Source organism: Bradyrhizobium sp. WBOS07 (assembly GCF_024585165.1).
GTDB lineage: Bacteria > Pseudomonadota > Alphaproteobacteria > Rhizobiales > Xanthobacteraceae > Bradyrhizobium > Bradyrhizobium japonicum_B.
Genome location: NZ_CP029008.1, coordinates 5,469,087 through 5,485,558, shown reverse-complemented (window position 1 = coordinate 5,485,558; position 16,472 = coordinate 5,469,087). Strand labels below are relative to the sequence as shown.

The following is a 16,472-nucleotide window of genomic DNA, read 5'->3' as shown; positions in this document are numbered from 1 at the left end:
TGATTGAGCCGAGAGGCCGCGGCGTACTGGATTCCCCGCTTTCGCGGGGAATGACACCGGAGGTTGGAGCGACGGCAACATCACCCTCACCCCTTCTTCTTCGGCTCCCACTTCTCCGTCGGGCCGCCGGCATCGCGCCAGGCGGCGTAGCCGCCGGCGATGTGGGCGACGGGCTTGAGGCCCATGTCCTGCGCGGTCTTGGCGGCGAGCGCGGAGCGCAGGCCGCCGGCGCAGTGGAACACGAACTTCTTGTCCTCCTGGAAGACCGGCTTGGCGTAGGGGCTCTGCGGATCGATCCAGAATTCCAGCATGCCGCGGGTGCAGGCGAAGGCGCCGGGGATGCGGCCGTCGCGCTCGATCTCGCGGGGATCGCGGATGTCGACGATGACGACGTCCCCGTTCCTGGAGATCTCGATGGCGTCTTTCGCGGAGAGCGTCTCGATCTCGGCATTGGCCTCGTCGATCAGCGTCTTGATGCCGCGGGTGATGGTCTGGGGCATATATGTCTCCCTCTTGTTGTCATTCCGGGGCGCGCGCAGCGCGAGCCCGGAATCCATTCCTCTACATGCGCTGCGGCCCGATGGATTCCGGGTTCGCGACTTCGTCGCGCCCCGGAATGACAGCAACCATCAGTGCGTCAATTCCTTCATCGCGGCTTCCAGCCCCTCGATCGTGATCGGATACATCCGACCCGCGAAGATGCGCTTGATGATGGTGGTGGATTCCGAATAATCCCAGTGCTTCTGCTGCACCGGGTTCAGCCACACCGCATGCGGATAGGTGCGGATGATGCGGTCGAGCCAGACCGAGCCGGGCTCCTCGTTGACGTGCTCGACCGAGCCGCCGGGCACCATGATCTCGTAAGGGCTCATCGAGGCGTCGCCGACGAACACGATCTTGTAGTCGTGCGGGTATTTGTGCAGCACGTCCCAGGTCGGCGTGCGGTCGGTGAAACGGCGCTTGTTCTGCTTCCACACGCCTTCATAGAGGCAGTTGTGGAAGTAGAAATATTCCATGTGCTTGAACTCGCTCTTCGCCGCCGAGAACAGCTCCTCGACCTGCTCAATATGCATGTCCATGGAGCCGCCGATGTCGAAGAACACCAGCAGCTTCACCGCATTGCGCCGCTCGGGGCGCATGTGGACGTCGAGATAGCCGTGATTGGCGGTCTCGCGGATCGTGGTGTCAAGATCGAGCTCGTCCGGCGCGCCGGTGCGGGCGAATTTGCGCAGGCGGCGCAGCGCCACCTTGATGTTGCGGATGCCGAGCTCGACATTGCCGTCCAGATCCTTGAACTCGCGCTTGTCCCACACCTTCACGGCGCGGTTGTTGCGGTTCTTCTCCTGGCCGATGCGCACGCCTTCGGGATTGTAGCCATGGGCGCCGAACGGCGAGGTGCCGGCGGTGCCGATCCATTTCGAGCCGCCCTGATGCCGGCCCTTCTGCTCCTCGAGCCGCTTCTTCAAGGTCTCCATGAGCTTGTCCCAGCCCATGGCCTCGATCTGCTTCTTCTCTTCTTCCGTCAGGTATTTCTCGGCGAGCTTCTTCAGCCATTCCTCGGGGATCTCGGCCTTCTCCATGGCGTCGAGGAGGTTTTCCAGCCCCTTGAACACCGTGCCGAAGACGCGGTCGAACTTGTCGAGATTGCGCTCGTCCTTCACCAGCGAGGCGCGCGACAGGTAATAGAAGTTCTCGACCGAATAGTCCGCAAGGTCGGCGTCGAGCGCCTCCACCAGCGTGAGGTATTCGCGCAGCGTCACAGGGACCTGCGCGTCGCGCAGAGAGGTGAAGAATTGCAGGAACATGGGTGACAGATTGCCCGTCGGGGGGCGAACGTCAAGGGGCGGAGGCTGCCGCTGGGCGCTGGACCCGGATGCTTTTTGCTCTAGAATTGGCGCCCTCACGGGGTGTCTTGGGGACGTATGCAATGGGAATTCTCGCAGCGCTCATCATCGGCGCGATCGCAGGCTGGCTCGCGGGCAAGATTGTCCACGGGGCGGGATTTGGGCTGATCGGCAACATCGTCGTCGGCATCATCGGCGCGCTGGTTGCGAGCTGGGTGCTGCCCCAGCTGCACATCCAGCTCGCGACCGGCACGGTCGGCGCGATCGTGGACGCCACCATCGGCGCGGTGATTGTGCTCGTCATCCTTTCGCTGATAAAACGGGTCTGAAAGCCTGACCGAACCAGGAACGGCCGCCATGTGCGGCCGTTCGCGTGTCGTGACCAAGGCAGCGACATGGGCATTGCCTCACGACGACGACCAACAAGGACGCGCGATGAAATTTACCGGCACCAAGGACTATGTTGCGACCGACGATCTCAAGGTCGCCGTCAATGCCTCGATCGTGCTGGAGCGCCCGCTCCTCATCAAGGGCGAGCCCGGCACCGGCAAGACGGTGCTGGCGGAGGAAGTGGCGAAAGCGCTGAACGCGCCGCTGCTGACCTGGCACATCAAGTCCACCACCAAGGCGCAGCAGGGCCTCTACGAATACGACGCGGTGTCGCGTCTGCGCGACAGCCAGCTCGGCGATGCGCGCGTGTCCGACATCAGGAACTACATCAAGCGCGGCAAGCTGTGGGAGGCGTTCAGCGCCGAGCAGCGCCCGGTGCTCCTGATCGACGAGATCGACAAGGCCGACATCGAATTCCCGAACGATTTGCTGCTCGAGCTCGACCGCATGGAATTCCATGTCTACGAGACCGGCGAGACGATCAAGGCCAAGCAGCGCCCGATCATGATGATCACCTCCAACAACGAGAAGGAGCTGCCGGACGCCTTCCTGCGCCGCTGCTTCTTCCACTACATCAAGTTCCCCGACGCCGACACGATGGGCCGCATCGTCGACGTCCACTTCCCCGGCATCAAGAAGCGCCTGGTGGAAGAGGCGCTGCGCATCTTCTTCGAGGTGCGCGAGGTGCCCGGCCTGAAGAAGAAGCCGTCGACCTCGGAGTTGCTGGACTGGCTCAAGCTGCTGCTCAACGAGGACATGAGCGTCGAGCAGCTGCGCGAGCGCGATCCGCGCAAGCTGATCCCGCCGCTGCACGGCGCACTGCTGAAGAACGAGCAGGACGTGCACCTGTTCGAGCGGCTGGCGTTTTTGAGCCGACGGGAAGTGTAGCGCGCGTTCGCTTGCGATAGCGCTCCGCTGTCACTCCAATCAGCACTGTCATTCCCCGCGAAGGCGGGGAATCCAGTACGCCGCAGCCTGTCGGCTCAATCACAACGGCCTCTGGAATACTGGATCGCCCGCCTTCGCGGGCGATGACAGCGATTGTGTAGATACAGACACGGCTTCGCGGCCTCGCGGCTTAATTCGCCCGAGCTTTGCTCTCATTCCTCGCCCCAAAATGAAGAGGGCGCAGGGAAGGCCGGGTGCTGACAACGCACCCGCGGTCTGCTGCGCGAAACGCACGCGCAGAAAAACCGCACAGCAGCATACAGGTGGTGCCGATCACTCGGCCTTCCCTGCGCGGTGGTCGGACGGCTTATGCCGTGATCTCCCGGGAGCCGAACTTTCCCTCTGGCCTCCCTCGCCCCGCGAATTGGATGATGCAGTCTGCCCGGTTGGGCTCGCTCGCACCTTCGCAAGAGCTTGACCGTAGCAACGACGGCCAGGACCACACGGTTTTGCCGTACGCAGCTCATCCGGCTTCGCCAAGAGGCTTCGCCGGACTTCGGCGCCGTTCGTCTCACGCGGCCGCGGGCTCACAGGGGACTACCCCGCCCTGCCCGCACCTCTCGTGCCGACGCTGCCGCGTCCACCGCAACCCGGCCCGCGTTTCGAACGACTCGCGAACCGCCCCTCTTCGTCGGGCCGGGCTGTTTCGATCTATGCCGCAATTCCGAATTTCGGTAAAGTGGAATATTTTTGCAGGAAGGACTTGACTGCCGAGCGACACAGCAAGCCTGCAGGGTGGGCAAAGGCGCACTTGCGCCGTGCCAACCACCTCGACAACATCGCAACAGAAACGTGGGCACGCTTCGCTTTGCCCACCCTACATTACTCGCAAGACTTGCGAGCGAGCGCGTGTCCCGGACGCGCTGCAGCGTGCAACGCTGCTGCGCAGAGCCGGGACCCAGACGTCACGTGGAGATCGTGGATAGATGGGCCCCGGCTCTGCAGCGCATCGCCGAAGAGGCGCTGCGCTGCGTCCGGGGCACGGCAACCTCCTACGCCACCGCTGCGTCCGGGATGCGTGCGGCTTCCATCGGCTGCTTGCCGCGGATCAGGTCCGAGGCGCGGTCGGCGATCATCATGGTCGACGCATTCAAGTTCGCCGAGATCATGCGCGGCATGACCGAGGCGTCGATGACGCGGAGGCCTTCGAGGCCGTGAACGCGGAGCTGGTCGTCGACCACCGCCCAGGTGGAATCCGCCGGGCCCATGCGGCAGGTGCAGCCGGGGTGGAAGGTGGTGGTGCCGCGCTCAGTGGCGGCGTGCAGGAATTCGTCGTCGGTGTTGACGTTGGGGCCGGGGAAATCCTCGTAGGCGTAATAGGGCGACAGCGGCGCGGACTTCAAAAGGCGGCGCGCGAGCTTCATGCCGCCGACGATGACGCGGCGGTCGAGCTCGGCGTCGAGATAATTGGTCTGGATGATCGGCGGTGCGAACGGATCGGAGGAGCGAATGCGGACATAGCCGCGGCTCTCCGGGCGCTGCTGCCAGGAGGCCACGGTCATGCCGGGCTCGTCCTCGAGCTGGCCCTGCACGCCTTCCTTGTAGGACGCCGGCGTGAAGGTGAGCTGAAGATCCGAGCTCTCCGCGCTCTCGCCAGAGTGCCAGAAGCAATAGACCATGGTCGGCGACAGCGAGAGCAGGCCGCGGCGCGCGGTCGCCCATTTCAGCGCCTCGATCCAGAGCGAGAGGCCGCGGCGGAGCTCGTTGATGGTCTTGATGTCCTTGACGCGCGCCACCGTGCGCGGCGCGTAATGGTCCTGCAGGCCCTCGCCGACCGGCAGCGCGTGACGCACGGCGATGCCGTGCTGCTGCAGCAGGTCGGGCGAGCCGATGCCGGAAAGTTGCAACAGCTGCGGCGAATTATAGGTGCCGCCGGACAGGATCACCTCCTTGTTGGCGCGCACCTCCACCGGCGTGCCGCCGCGACCGCCCTTCATGTAGCGGACGCCGACGGCGCGCTTGCCCTCGAAGATGATCTCCGTCGCATGCGCATGGGTGTGCACATGCACGTTCGGCCGCTTCATCGCCGGCTTCAGGAACGCGGTCGCGCCGGAGACGCGCAGGCCCCTCTCGATGGTGCGCTGGCAGTAGGAGACGCCTTCCTGGCTCTTGCCGTTGTAATCGGGATTGCGGGGAATGCCGAGCGACACCGCGCCTTCCATGAAGGCTTCGCAGAGCGGATCGCGCCAGTCCATGGTGGTGACGGTGAGGCTGCCCTCGCGGCCGCGATAGGTGTCCTCGCCCTCGCCGACGCGCTTCTCCAGCCGACGGAAGTAGGGCAGCACGTCGGCATAGCCCCAGCCGCGATTGCCCATCTGCGCCCAGGTGTCGAAATCCATGCGCTGGCCGCGATTGTAGATATGGCCGTTGATCGAGGACGAGCCGCCGAGCGTCTTGCCGCGCGGCGCATAGATGCTGCGCCCGCCGGTCCAGGGCCCCGGCTCCTGCTGGTAGGCCCAGTTGATGCTCTTCATATGGAAGGTCTTGATGAAGCCGGCCGGCAGATGGATGTAGGGATGCCAGTCGGACGGACCTGCCTCGAGCACGCAGACGCTGACGTTCGGGTCTTCGCTGAGCCTATTGGTGAGCACGCAACCGGCGGAGCCCGCGCCGATGATCACATAATCAAATCTGTCCATGGTGGCGTCCTTAGCGCGCAATGAGTCCTGAATAAATGGTGCCGGCCACGAGCTCGCTCCAACCTCTCCCGCTTGCGGGGGAGGGAGCGCAGCGCGACCGCAGATGCACCAAACCGATCACGCTCATTGCTAGCGCGGCTTGTCGTTGAGTTGAAATTCCAGATGCGCCTGCACCGTCGGCCATTCGGCGGCGGTGATGCTGTAGACCACGGTGTCGCGCAGCGTGCCGTTCGGCGCGATCTGGTGGCTGCGCAAAATGCCGTCCTGCTTGGCGCCGAGACGCTCGATGGCGCGGCGGCTCTGGTGGTTGAAGAAATGCGTGCGGAACTCGACCGCGATGCAGTTCAGCGCCTCGAAGGCGTGCCGCAGCAGCAGCAATTTGCATTGCGTGTTGAGCGGGCCGCGCTGCGCGCTCTTGCCGTACCAGGTCGAGCCGATCTCGACGCGGCGGTTGGCGGCATCGATGTTCATGTAGGTGGTCATGCCGACGATGTTGCCGGCGGCATCGAACACCGTGAAGGGCAGCATCGAGCCCGCGGCCTGCAAGCCCAGGCGGCGGTCGATCTCCTTCGCCATGCCCTCGGGCGTCGGGATCGCCGTGTACCAGAGCTTCGAGAGCTCGCCGTCCTTGACGGCCTCGACCAGACCCTCGCGATGCTGATGCGACAGCGGCTCCAGACGGGCGTGCTGTCCGCGCAGGGTGACGGGATCGGGCCAGGGCATTTCTCACTCCACAATGACTGCGGTCTTTCCGGGGCGCGACGAAGTCGCGAGCTATGATGCGCAATTGCGCATCTGAGAATCCATAACCACGATTCGGGGTTATGGATTCCGGGCCTACGTGCTCACGCACGCATCCCGGAACGACGACCTATGTATTGGCACATTTCGTCCAGATACATTCACTTGTTCAAGAAATTCAACGGCAAACCACCGCGCGGCCAGTCCATGGCGATCAGCTCGCCCTTGCCTGACAGGGTGATGTAGGCGGTCTTCAGCTCGGGGCCGCCGAAGGCGATGTTGGTGGTGACGCGGTCGCCGGTCGGGACCTGCTCCACCAGCGTGCCGTCGGGCGCGATCACCGAGATGCAGCCGGACACGAGAGTGGCGACGCAGACATTGCCGCCGGCCTCCACCGCGAGCGAGTCGAACATCTGGTAGCCGCCGAGGCCGCAGATCGGCTTGCCGCGCTCGCCGCGATAGATCACGTCGCGCGGCTTCAGCGTGCCGGGCGCGGAGAGCTCGTAGGCCCAGAGACGGCCGGTCGGCGTCTCCGCGATATAGACGGTATTCTCATCCGGCGACAGCCCGATGCCGTTCGCCGGCAGGATGCCGTGCACGATCTCGACGAGCTCGGTCATGCCGGGCTTGAGATAATACATGCCGCCGACGTCCATGTCGCGCGCGCGGCGCTTGCCGAGATCGGAGAACCACAGGCCGCCCTGCTTGTCGAACACCAGATCGTTCGGCCCGCGCAGATCGTGCGCGCCGCATTTGGTCACGACGGTCTCGATCTTGCCCGTGTGCAAATCGACCCGCTGGATCGAGCCGCCGAGATAGTCGTCCGGCTGCGGGCCCGGCATGATCATGTTGCGGGTCGGGATCCAGGAGAAACCGCCATTGTTGCAGATGTAGATCTTGCCGTCAGGACCGAGCGCGGCGCCGTTCGGGCCGCCGGGAATCTTCGCGACGATCTCCTTACGGCCGTCGGGGTACACGCGGGTCAGGCGCTGGCCGCGGATTTCCACCAGCACCACCGAGCCGTCCGGCATCACGACCGGCCCTTCGGGAAATTCGAGGTCGGTGGCGAGAACGCGGACGTCAGGCATTGTGAGACCCTCCCGGCTTGTTATGACTTGCACGGGCACGGCTCCACACGCAAGCTTTGCCTGCGGTTATGACAAAGTCGCCGCGGCTTGCCAAGCAACCGGAAGGGTATGCCAGCGTTGCGGAAGCTCTATTCCCTCACCGGCACCCAGATCTCGAAGCCGCCATTGCCGGTTACGGGATCGAAGGCCGCGCCGTAGCGCTCGAAATTCGGCGCATCGGCGGCCTCGAGACCCGATGCCGGCAGCCACTGATTCCAGATCGTGTTGACGGTGCGGCGGACCGAGGCGATATGATCGGCATGGGTGAACACCGCATAACGCTGCCCGGGAATGCGGATGCGGGCGAAGCGGCGCGGCAGGTCGGAGAAATCGGCGACCTCGACGCCGGCGATGTAGTCGAAATTACCGGCATCGTCGCCATTGCAGCAGACGCCGTAGGCGACTTGATCTCTCCCTTGATCTCTCCCTTGGCCGACACGTGCGGGAATGTCGGCGACCTCCTGATGGAAGCGCCGCCACAGGCCCGGGATCATGGCGCCGTTGTCGCAGGAGATGCGCTCGGCGGGACCGGCGACGAGGAAGGCCTTTGCGGTTTCGAAACGCGGCGGGGCGAGATGGTCGAGCATGGTGGAATCCATCAGGATCGGCTCCTGAAGCTTGAGGTGGCTGACGCACGTCGCCGCCCTCACCGCTTCGGGCGTGACGCCGAACTGGTCGCGGAACGCGCGGGTGAATGCTTCGTGCGAGCCGTAATCCGCCTCCAGCGCCAGCGACAGGATGTCAAGTGCGCCGTTCGCAAGGCTGCGTGCGGCCTCCGTCAACCGGCGGGCGCGCACGTAGCGGATCACCGGAAGACCCGTCGCTGCGGCAAACGCACGCACGATGTGGAACCGCGACACGCCCGAGACCGCAGCGATGTCATCCAGCGTCATCGGCTCGGCCAGATGGCTCTCGATATACCAGAGCGCGCGCTGCGCTGGATTCATGGCGGCTAACCCTCGTTCGAAGCGCGGCGATGATGCGCAGGCCATCGGCCGCTTCGCTTGATCGGCGTTGCTGTCCCGGCATGAGGATAGACCGGGAATGGCCACTGGCAACGCCCGGCGGTTCACGGCTACATTGCCGAAAGAACCGCTCAGCAGAAAGCACGGAGGAACCGCGTCATGGACATCACCGATGTGCGGGCACACCATATCCGCATTCCCTATGACGCGGGTGTCGCGAGCTTCCGCCAGGGCGCCTCGGCGATCACCGCCCTCGACATGGTGCTGGTCGAGGTCTCGACCGATGCCGGGCTGACCGGCTGGGGCGACGCCTTCGCCTATGTCTGTCCCCGCACCACGCGCAGCTCGGTCGAGGAGATGATCGCACCGCAGGCCCGCGGGCTGAAGGTGCCCGATGCCGCCGGCATCCCCGCCGTCATGGAGCAGATCCAGCGCAATCTGCATCTGTTCGGCCGCTACGGCATCACCATGTTCGCGATCTCCGGCCTCGACATCGCGCTGTGGGACCTTGCGGCCAAGATCGAGGGCGTCCCGCTGCATCGCCTGCTCGGCGAGACCAGGCGCACGGCGATTCCGGCTTACGCGAGCCTGCTGCGGATCGGTACGCCCGACAACATCGCCGCCGAATGCCGCAAGGCGCTCGCGCTCGGCTATGGCGCGATCAAGCTGCACGAGACCACGGCGCCTGCGGTGTTCGCCGCCCGCGAGGCGATCGGGCCCGGCATTCCGCTGATGGTCGACATGAACTGCCCGCTCACGACCGCGCAGGCGATCGGCTTCGCGAAAGACTGCCGGGACGCGCAGCCGATGTTCCTGGAGGAGCCGGTCTGGCCGCCGGAGGATTTTGCCGCGCTGGCCGAGGTCCGCCGCAAAGGCGGGCTCGACATCGCCGCCGGCGAGAATGCCTGCACGGAGTATCAATTCCGCCAGATGATGGAGGCGGGCGCGGTGAGTCACGCCCAGCCGTCGGTGACCAAGGTCGGCGGCATCACGGAATTCGTGAAGGTCGCCGCGCTCGCCGATCGGCTCGGGGTGAAGATCGTGCCGCACTCGCCTTATTTCGGCCCCGGCCTGCTCGCGACGCTGCATCTGCTGGCGACGCGCGACGACGGGCTGGTCGAGATGTTTCATCTCAAGCGCGAGGCCTGCCTCTGGGGCGGCCGCATCGATGCCGATGCCACCGGCCATGTCGCAGTGCCTTCCGGCCCCGGGCTCGGCTACGAGCCCGATCGCGGCGTGATGGAGCGCTACCGCGTAGCGTGAACGGCGCGCTATTTCGCGTCCTTGGCCGGCGGCGCGTCCTGCTTCTTCTTCAGGTCCTCGGCCGTCTTCGCCTGGGCGGCCTGGAGGTCGAGAAGCGTCTTCTGCAGGCCGGCGATGCCTGTCTTCAGCGCGTCGATCTGGCGGTTGGCGGCATCGAGCTTCTGCTGATGATCGAGATTGAGCTTGGTGATCGTCTTCTGCAGGAAGTCGACATTGCTCTGCAGGCAGGAGGTGCGCCGCTCCATGGTCTTCTCGACCGTACAGATCTCGATGCCGGGCACGTCCTGCGCGTGCACCGGCGCATGCGCCAGCGTTGCGAGCAGAAATATCGCGAAACAAAAGCCAGCGCTTCGAAGCAGCATGAAGGGTTCCTCGTCCGATCGATCACGGCAATGTGCGCTGTTTGCGCAAAGCCGGGAAAGGCTACCACACTCGTACCGCATTCTCGCGTTGAGCTTGCGCCGTTCCCTCGGACGGGGAACGATGATCCGCACGCGGAGGAAGTGGGCGCTCGTTCCGCGGCTTTGTTTAGGGGAGATTTTCGGAATGGCAACGCGCGATAGACGACTGGCGGAATTCGACGGCGCCGGAGAACCGCCGCCGGGCCTGGCGCTTGAAGTGCTGTGCGAGGACCACAGCGGAACGTATCAATTGCCGTTCGCCTGCCGCTATGTCGAGGGACGCTGGCAGAACCACGAAGCCGGCATCGCGGTCGAAGCCACCGTGATCGGCTGGCGCCTGCCGCGCGTGAAGCATCGCGGGGCCGCCTGAAGCCCCATATCTGTTCCAAAATGCAACGGCGCCACGCTTCGCTTTAACGAACGGAACGCGGCCCGAACGAATCGCGCCCGAATCAGCCGAAAGGCCGTGTACGCACCTGTTCACGGCTAGATGTCGATGCGGTGAGGGCAGTGCGTACAATATCTGTACGGCGCAGCGCGCGGCCTCGGCCGCGCGGAAGCGCCAAAGGTTAATGCTGGCAAGGATATAGACCGCTCAGGCCGCCGCGGTCGGCGCCGCCCCCGAAACAGGCAAGGCCGCACCAGCGCTGCCTAATATTCGACCTCGAGCTCCTCGATCTCGGCGGGCTCCTCCCGCGCCGCTGCGATCCATTCGGCCATCTCGGGCATCGCCATGATGGTGTCGGCATAGGCCTGCAGCTGCGGCTCCAGCTTGACGTCGTAGGTGACGAAGCGCGTCACCACCGGCGCGTACATCGCATCCGCCATGGTGCGCTGGGCGCCGAACAGGAAGGGGCCGCCCGACCGCTCCAGACAGTCGCGCCAGATCGACCAGACGCGGTCGATATCGGCCTGGGCCCGCGACCAGACCTTGAAGCCGGGAAAACGTCCCTTCAGATTCACCGGCAGCGAGGCGCGCAGCGTGGTGAAGCCGGAATGGATTTCGCCGCAGATCGAGCGGCAATGGGCGCGCTGGATGCGGTCATCGGGCAACAGGCCGGCCGCCGGCATCACCTCGTTGAGATATTCGGCGATCGCCAGCGTATCCCAGACCACGGCGCCCTCGTGCCGCAGGCACGGCACCAGGATCGACGAGGACAGCAACAGGATCTCCGCGCGCGCCGACGGATCGTCCGGCGCGGTGACGATCTCCTCGAAATCGAGCCCGGAGAATTTCGCCAGCAGCCAGCCGCGCAGCGACCAGGACGAATAATTCTTGCTGCTGATGGTCAGTGTCGCCTTCGCCATATGGCCCTTCCCTGATCCCGCCTCTCCGCCGGCTCGCGGATGTGCCCGTGCCTGCCGTGACGTGAGCAGCAAGCGACGTGCCAATTTTGCGGGCGGTCCGGCCGCCCGGTTTGGCGTCGTTATTGCATAGCAATGCGGGACGGGTGGGCGTTCCAGTTATGATGTCGATGAATTATCAGGCCTTTCAGAACCACATGGACCTGACGGCGCCGTGGCGCGCGGGGGCTTCGTCCGCGCTCAAGTTTCTCAATCTGGTGCCGCAGGGCATGTCGGATCAGCTCATTGGCCGGCTCGCGGCCGCGCTGGAGCTGATCTCACGCTCGACCCTGACCTATCACCGCCCCGCCTACGGCATCGAGCGCGTGACGGTGGGAAATCGCGAAGTGGCCGTCACCGAGGAGATCGCCTACGCGACGCCGTTCGGCTCGCTGCTGCACTTCAAGAAAGACGGGGTCGGCGAGCAGCCGCGCATGCTGCTGGTGGCGCCGATGTCCGGCCATTTCGCGACGCTGTTGCGCGGCACCGTGCAGACGCTGCTGCAGGACCACGACGTCTACATCACCGACTGGCACAATCCGCGCGACATTCCGCGCAGCGAAGGCCGCTTCGGGCTCGACGACTACACCGAGCACCTGATCGACTTCCTGGGCCAGCTCGGGCCGCGCCCGCACATGGTCGCGATCTGCCAGCCCTCCGTCTCGGCGCTCGCGGCCGCCGCGATCATGTGCGAGGACAACCACCCCTCGCGCCCGGCGACGCTGACGCTGATGGCAGGTCCCATCGACACCCGTATTCAGCCGACCCGGGTCAACGAGTTCGCCAAGAGCAAGCCGATCGAATGGTTCGAGCAGAACCTGATCAACTACGTGCCGGTGCAATGCCGCGGCGCGCTGCGCAAGGTCTATCCCGGCTTCGTGCAGCTCACCGCGTTCGTCTCGATGAATCTCGAGCGTCACATCAAGCAGCATCTCGACCTCGCCAACCACATCGCCAAGGGCGAGAAGGACAAGGCCGCGACCATCAAGACCTTCTACGACGAATATTTCGCGGTGATGGACCTGCCGGCCGAGTTCTACATCGAGACCGTGCGCGACGTGTTCCAGGAGCACCTCCTGCCGCAGGGCAAGTTGATGCATCGCGGCCGCCCCGTGAACACCAAGGCCGTCAGCCGCATGGGGCTGATGACGGTCGAGGGCGAGAAGGACGACATCTGCTCGATCGGCCAGACGCTGGCGGCGCAGGACCTCTGCACCGGCGTGCGCGCCTATCGGCGCGTCCACCACATGCAGGCCGGCGTCGGCCATTACGGCGTGTTCTCAGGCAAGCGCTGGAACAACGAGATCTATCCGTTGCTACGGGATTTCGTGCACGTCAATTCGTGACCGTCATCCCCTGCCTCCAAACGCCCGGCCAGGGGAAACGTAACGTGCCTCATGCGCTTGCGCGAGCAGCTCCCTGGCTTCAACGAACTCCGGAAGGTTTTGCTCCGCCTCGAATTCAGCGAGCACGGGAGCAAGCACCTCGGATATCTCATTCCCTCGGCCATTTGTCTCGTGCAGCCGGGCAAGTTCAAGCGCGCTGCGCAGCTCGAAGGTCCGGGTCTGCTGGAGTCGCGCAATTTCCAGCGCTCGCTTCAGGGCATCTTCGGCACTGGATCCGTCATGGCGCGACAAGAGTTTACCGCGGACACGATGCAGCTCGGCATCGAGCCAATGCTGGCCGGACTGTGCCGTCCCGGCGATCAATTCGTCCAGGATGGCCAGCCCGGTCTCGACTTCGCCCAGGTCCGCATTCGCCATGGCGACATGCATCCCCCAAAACGGTTCGCAGAGGCAGCAATCGTTCTCGCGCAGCGAGGTCCAGCCGTGACGCATGTCCGCCAGTCCGGCCATTCGGTCGCCGGCACGCCACTTGGCCAGGCCATTCAGGTAGGTGCCCGCGGCCACGTATAGCGGCATCGTGTGCTCGCGCGCGAGACCGAGCGCGAGGATCGTCTCTGTTTGCTGCAACATGCCCCCGCAGACCCCATCGAACACTGCGCGATGAACCAGCGCATTGGCCTGGGACAGCGCTCGTTTTTCTGCCGGAGCACCCACCGCTTCCGCAGCAAGCTTGCGCGCACGAGCGGTGCTGCCGAGCGGCCAGAGCACCAGGGCAAGAAATCTCATGATCACGAACGGCAAATCCAGCGCCGAAGCCCTGAAGATCGCGGGATCCGGCTCGGCACCATAGATCGCCAGCGCCCGCTCGAGATGCGTTCTCGCATTGAGGTAATCGCCCGCGAACCAGCAGGTGACGCCGCCCGTCCAATGGGCAACGACGGCGGCCACCGGCGAGTCCGGTCGTCGGTCGGCCGCGCTCCTGATGGCGTCCGCCAACTCCCGCATCGGAGCGAGCTCGCCGTGCGTCAGGCAGGCATTGAAGAGTCCCGAATGCACCGGCGCCAGCTCAACGGGATCATCGATGTCGGCTGCGAACTGGCGCGCCCGCGTCCATGCCGCGACCGTTTCGGGAGCACTATGGCCGAGGCTGCCCCTGAGTGCACGGCCATATGCGATTTGAAGATGCAGCCTGCTCATCATCCCGCGCGGCTCGTCAGATAACTGATCGGTGATCGCGATGGCCTTGCCGAGATGCGCGATCGCCTCGGAATAGGCCGAGCGTTTCAGCGCCTGATGGCCCGCCTTGCGCCACCATTCGAGGGCCGCCTCGCTCAGCCCCGCCTCAGTGAAGTGGTGTGCCAGGATTTCCGGCTCGGTCTCGGCGACGGCTGGAAAGTTCTCGCGCAGGACCTCGCCAATTCGCGTGTGAAGCACCTGCCGTTTGCTCTTGAGCAGGCTCTCGTAGGCCGCCTCCTGAACGAGGGCGTGCTTGAAACTATAATCTGCTTCGGGCGGCGCCCCACGGCGCATCAGCAATTCGGCCTCTTCAAGTTGTGCCAAGGCAGCGCTCAGGGTCAGATCATCGCGTCCCGCCACGTATTTCAGCAGCGCATATGAGAAGTCTCGGCCGATGGCAGCGCCTATCTGCGCCACTTCCTTGACCGGAGCGAGCCGGTCGAGCCGCGCCATCAGCGAATCCTGCAGCGTCGCGGGGATGGCAAGCGGCGGCAGCGGACTGTTCAGGCGGTAGCGTCCGGCATCTTCGACGAGCAAGCCGGACTCCAGCACCATCTTGGTCAATTCCTCGACGAACAGCGGGATGCCATCGGTCTTGTCAATGATCTGCTTCATCATCTCGCGTGGTAGCTGGCGGCCGACGACCACCTGCTCCACCAGCGCGCGCGTGTCCTGCCGGTCGAGCCGGTCGAGCCGCAACAGACTGACGTTGGCAAGGCCCGACCAGGAGGGCTCGAACTCCGGCCGGGATGTCATGAGCACAAGTATCGGAAGGGCCCTGATCCGATCGACCGCGAGATCGAACAGTTCGAGCGTCGTGGCATCTGCCCAATGCATATCCTCGCAGATGAGCAGCAGAGGCTGGCCTCGCGCCGATCCCTCCAGCTGATCGAGAAGGGCGGCAAACGTCTGTCTCCGCTGCTGCGCCGGGCTCAAGCCGAGGGGCGGGTAACGGTCGCCAATGGGAATCGAAAGCAGAGCCGCGATCAGCGGGGTTACTCGGGCGACCTGCTGGGTTCCCAGTGCCAGCATGGCCTCGAGCTTGTCGAGCTTTTGTTCCGGCGTGTCATGCAAGCAGATTCCGGCGGCGCGATCGAGCTGCGCGACAAAGGGATGAAGTGCGCTGTTGGTGTGATATGGCGAACACTGATACCGCACCCGACGGTGTGTCCCCAGCGAGGGGCTTTCGGACAATGTTGCCACGATGCGCGACTTGCCGATGCCTGCTTCGCCCGAAATCAATACGATCTGGCCCAAGCCCTGCCATGCCTCCCGCTGGCGCGAGAGAATGAATTCGATCTCGTCCTTGCGGCCGACAAAGCCGATCGAGCGCGCGGCGCGGACCGCCTCGAAGCGGCTCTCCGATGGGCTCGCTCCTTCCACCGCCCAGACCGCAATGGGCTCGCTTATCCCCTTGACTTCGCGACGGCCGAGATTGCGAAAGGTGAAAAGGTCGCCAAGCAGCCGGCGCGTCGAGGAAGCAACGACGACCGCCCCCGGCTCCGCCAGGCTCTGCAGCCGGGCAGCGAGGTTCGGCGTATCGCCGATGGTTGCGTGTTCCTCTGACGCGTCTCCGCTGATGAGGTCGCCGACCACCACGAGCCCGGTCGCAATTGCGATCCGAAGTTCAACACGTTCGCCGGCGCCTGTCTTGAGCTGATCAATCGCAGCAATGATATCGAGGCCCGCTCGCACTGCGCGCTCCGCATCATCTTCGTGTGCGCGCGGATAGCCGAAGTAGACGAGGATTCCGTCGCCGACGAACCTGGCTATCCTGCCGTCATAAGCGGCGATGACGCGCCCGCATGCGACGCGGTAGGCCCGGATCACTTCCCATAGATCCTCGGGATCGAGACGCGATGAGAGTGCAGTCGATCCGACCAGATCGCAAAACATAACGGTGAGGTGGCGCCGCTCGGCGTCGTGAGGAGGGGACGGCGACGCGATCAACGCGGCTGGATCGAGCTCGGCAATGGCACGCAGCATCTTGCGGCGATGACCGAGCAGGACTCCGAGCTTGTCGAAATCCTCGTCCATCAGTTCGGGGAGGATGCCCACGTCGATGCCATTCTGGGCAAAACGCTCCGCGTATTGCCCAAGCCCCAGCTTCTCGAGCCACTCCGCAATCTGCATGGCTCCACCGATCTTGTGACTGGCAGTTAGCAGAACTTTGGACCACGGCCGCGCGGGGAGAATATCCCAACGCCGCCATGATGGCACGTCTTGTT

14 protein-coding genes are annotated in these 16,472 nt (G+C 64.6%); 5 read left to right on the top strand and 9 right to left on the bottom strand.

Going from position 1 to position 16,472, the window contains the following annotated elements; genetic code table 11:
• Positions 1 to 86: 86 nt before the first annotated feature.
• Both DCM79_RS26070 and DCM79_RS26065 read right to left on the bottom strand, forming a co-directional pair.
• Positions 87 to 500, bottom strand: coding sequence for a rhodanese-like domain-containing protein (locus DCM79_RS26070; protein WP_257176974.1), 414 nt, complete (start codon positions 498 to 500; stop codon positions 87 to 89).
• Positions 501 to 629: 129 nt separating this feature from the next.
• Positions 630 to 1,805 carry a VWA domain-containing protein gene (locus DCM79_RS26065; RefSeq protein WP_028138152.1) on the bottom strand — a complete coding sequence of 392 codons (1,176 nt, stop codon included), beginning with the start codon at positions 1,803 to 1,805 and terminating at the stop codon, positions 630 to 632.
• Positions 1,806 to 1,927: 122 nt separating this feature from the next.
• Here DCM79_RS26065 and DCM79_RS26060 point away from each other — a divergent pair, with 122 nt between their 5' ends.
• Positions 1,928 to 2,173, top strand: a complete 246-nt coding sequence (locus DCM79_RS26060) for a GlsB/YeaQ/YmgE family stress response membrane protein (protein ID WP_027519717.1) — start codon at positions 1,928 to 1,930, stop codon at positions 2,171 to 2,173.
• 106 nt (positions 2,174 to 2,279) lie between these two features.
• Complete coding sequence (locus tag DCM79_RS26055; RefSeq protein ID WP_028138153.1) at positions 2,280 to 3,122, top strand: MoxR family ATPase; 843 nt, start codon at positions 2,280 to 2,282, stop codon at positions 3,120 to 3,122.
• A 1,052-nt stretch (positions 3,123 to 4,174) separates the two neighbouring features.
• Here the strand turns inward: DCM79_RS26055 and DCM79_RS26050 are convergent.
• The 4 genes from DCM79_RS26050 to DCM79_RS26035 all read right to left on the bottom strand — a co-directional run bounded on the left by DCM79_RS26050 (position 4,175) and on the right by DCM79_RS26035 (position 8,636).
• Positions 4,175 to 5,821, bottom strand: a complete 1,647-nt coding sequence (locus tag DCM79_RS26050) for a GMC family oxidoreductase (protein WP_257176973.1) — start codon at positions 5,819 to 5,821, stop codon at positions 4,175 to 4,177.
• A gap of 129 nt (positions 5,822 to 5,950) precedes the next feature.
• Positions 5,951 to 6,544, bottom strand: coding sequence for a GNAT family N-acetyltransferase (locus DCM79_RS26045; protein WP_257176972.1), 594 nt, complete (start codon positions 6,542 to 6,544; stop codon positions 5,951 to 5,953).
• 179 nt (positions 6,545 to 6,723) lie between these two features.
• Positions 6,724 to 7,650 carry an SMP-30/gluconolactonase/LRE family protein gene (locus DCM79_RS26040; RefSeq protein WP_257176971.1) on the bottom strand — a complete coding sequence of 309 codons (927 nt, stop codon included), beginning with the start codon at positions 7,648 to 7,650 and terminating at the stop codon, positions 6,724 to 6,726.
• Between the two features lie 128 nt (positions 7,651 to 7,778).
• Positions 7,779 to 8,636, bottom strand: a complete 858-nt coding sequence (locus tag DCM79_RS26035) for an AraC family transcriptional regulator (protein ID WP_257176970.1) — start codon at positions 8,634 to 8,636, stop codon at positions 7,779 to 7,781.
• A gap of 177 nt (positions 8,637 to 8,813) precedes the next feature.
• Here DCM79_RS26035 and DCM79_RS26030 point away from each other — a divergent pair, with 177 nt between their 5' ends.
• Entirely contained in the window at positions 8,814 to 9,917 is a 1,104-nt protein-coding gene (locus tag DCM79_RS26030; protein WP_257176969.1) for a mandelate racemase/muconate lactonizing enzyme family protein, read from the top strand.
• An 8-nt stretch (positions 9,918 to 9,925) separates the two neighbouring features.
• Here the strand turns inward: DCM79_RS26030 and DCM79_RS26025 are convergent, their stop codons facing one another.
• Positions 9,926 to 10,279, bottom strand: a complete 354-nt coding sequence (locus DCM79_RS26025) for a hypothetical protein (protein WP_257176968.1) — start codon at positions 10,277 to 10,279, stop codon at positions 9,926 to 9,928.
• 184 nt (positions 10,280 to 10,463) lie between these two features.
• Between DCM79_RS26025 and DCM79_RS26020 the strand changes: the two genes are divergently transcribed.
• Positions 10,464 to 10,688: a hypothetical protein gene (locus tag DCM79_RS26020; protein ID WP_257176967.1), complete on the top strand. Its 225-nt coding sequence runs from the start codon at positions 10,464 to 10,466 to the stop codon at positions 10,686 to 10,688.
• A gap of 281 nt (positions 10,689 to 10,969) precedes the next feature.
• Here the strand turns inward: DCM79_RS26020 and DCM79_RS26015 are convergent, their stop codons facing one another.
• Positions 10,970 to 11,626, bottom strand: coding sequence for a glutathione S-transferase family protein (locus DCM79_RS26015; protein WP_257176966.1), 657 nt, complete (start codon positions 11,624 to 11,626; stop codon positions 10,970 to 10,972).
• A 158-nt stretch (positions 11,627 to 11,784) separates the two neighbouring features.
• On the opposite strand from DCM79_RS26015, the gene DCM79_RS26010 reads away from it, so the two are divergent.
• Complete coding sequence (locus DCM79_RS26010; RefSeq protein WP_257176965.1) at positions 11,785 to 13,008, top strand: polyhydroxyalkanoate depolymerase; 1,224 nt, start codon at positions 11,785 to 11,787, stop codon at positions 13,006 to 13,008.
• Between the two features lie 3 nt (positions 13,009 to 13,011).
• Here DCM79_RS26010 and DCM79_RS26005 read toward each other — a convergent pair whose 3' ends face one another.
• Positions 13,012 to 16,377, bottom strand: coding sequence for an adenylate/guanylate cyclase domain-containing protein (locus DCM79_RS26005; protein WP_257176964.1), 3,366 nt, complete (start codon positions 16,375 to 16,377; stop codon positions 13,012 to 13,014).
• Positions 16,378 to 16,472: the final 95 nt, after the last annotated feature.

Bases quoted from the DNA above. Each gene is read 5' to 3' on its own strand.
- DCM79_RS26045 (WP_257176972.1), bottom strand. From the start codon at position 6,544: ATGCCCTGGCCCGATCCCGTCACCCTGCGCGGACAGCACGCCCGTCTG.
- DCM79_RS26065 (WP_028138152.1), bottom strand. From the start codon at position 1,805: ATGTTCCTGCAATTCTTCACCTCTCTGCGCGACGCGCAGGTCCCTGTG.
- DCM79_RS26030 (WP_257176969.1), top strand. From the start codon at position 8,814: ATGGACATCACCGATGTGCGGGCACACCATATCCGCATTCCCTATGAC.
- DCM79_RS26050 (WP_257176973.1), bottom strand. From the start codon at position 5,821: ATGGACAGATTTGATTATGTGATCATCGGCGCGGGCTCCGCCGGTTGC.
- DCM79_RS26040 (WP_257176971.1), bottom strand. From the start codon at position 7,650: ATGCCTGACGTCCGCGTTCTCGCCACCGACCTCGAATTTCCCGAAGGG.
- DCM79_RS26005 (WP_257176964.1), bottom strand. From the start codon at position 16,377: ATGCAGATTGCGGAGTGGCTCGAGAAGCTGGGGCTTGGGCAATACGCG.
- DCM79_RS26020 (WP_257176967.1), top strand. From the start codon at position 10,464: ATGGCAACGCGCGATAGACGACTGGCGGAATTCGACGGCGCCGGAGAA.
- DCM79_RS26055 (WP_028138153.1), top strand. From the start codon at position 2,280: ATGAAATTTACCGGCACCAAGGACTATGTTGCGACCGACGATCTCAAG.
- DCM79_RS26070 (WP_257176974.1), bottom strand. From the start codon at position 500: ATGCCCCAGACCATCACCCGCGGCATCAAGACGCTGATCGACGAGGCC.
- DCM79_RS26060 (WP_027519717.1), top strand. From the start codon at position 1,928: ATGGGAATTCTCGCAGCGCTCATCATCGGCGCGATCGCAGGCTGGCTC.
- DCM79_RS26035 (WP_257176970.1), bottom strand. From the start codon at position 8,636: ATGAATCCAGCGCAGCGCGCGCTCTGGTATATCGAGAGCCATCTGGCC.
- DCM79_RS26015 (WP_257176966.1), bottom strand. From the start codon at position 11,626: ATGGCGAAGGCGACACTGACCATCAGCAGCAAGAATTATTCGTCCTGG.
- DCM79_RS26025 (WP_257176968.1), bottom strand. From the start codon at position 10,279: ATGCTGCTTCGAAGCGCTGGCTTTTGTTTCGCGATATTTCTGCTCGCA.
- DCM79_RS26010 (WP_257176965.1), top strand. From the start codon at position 11,785: ATGATGTCGATGAATTATCAGGCCTTTCAGAACCACATGGACCTGACG.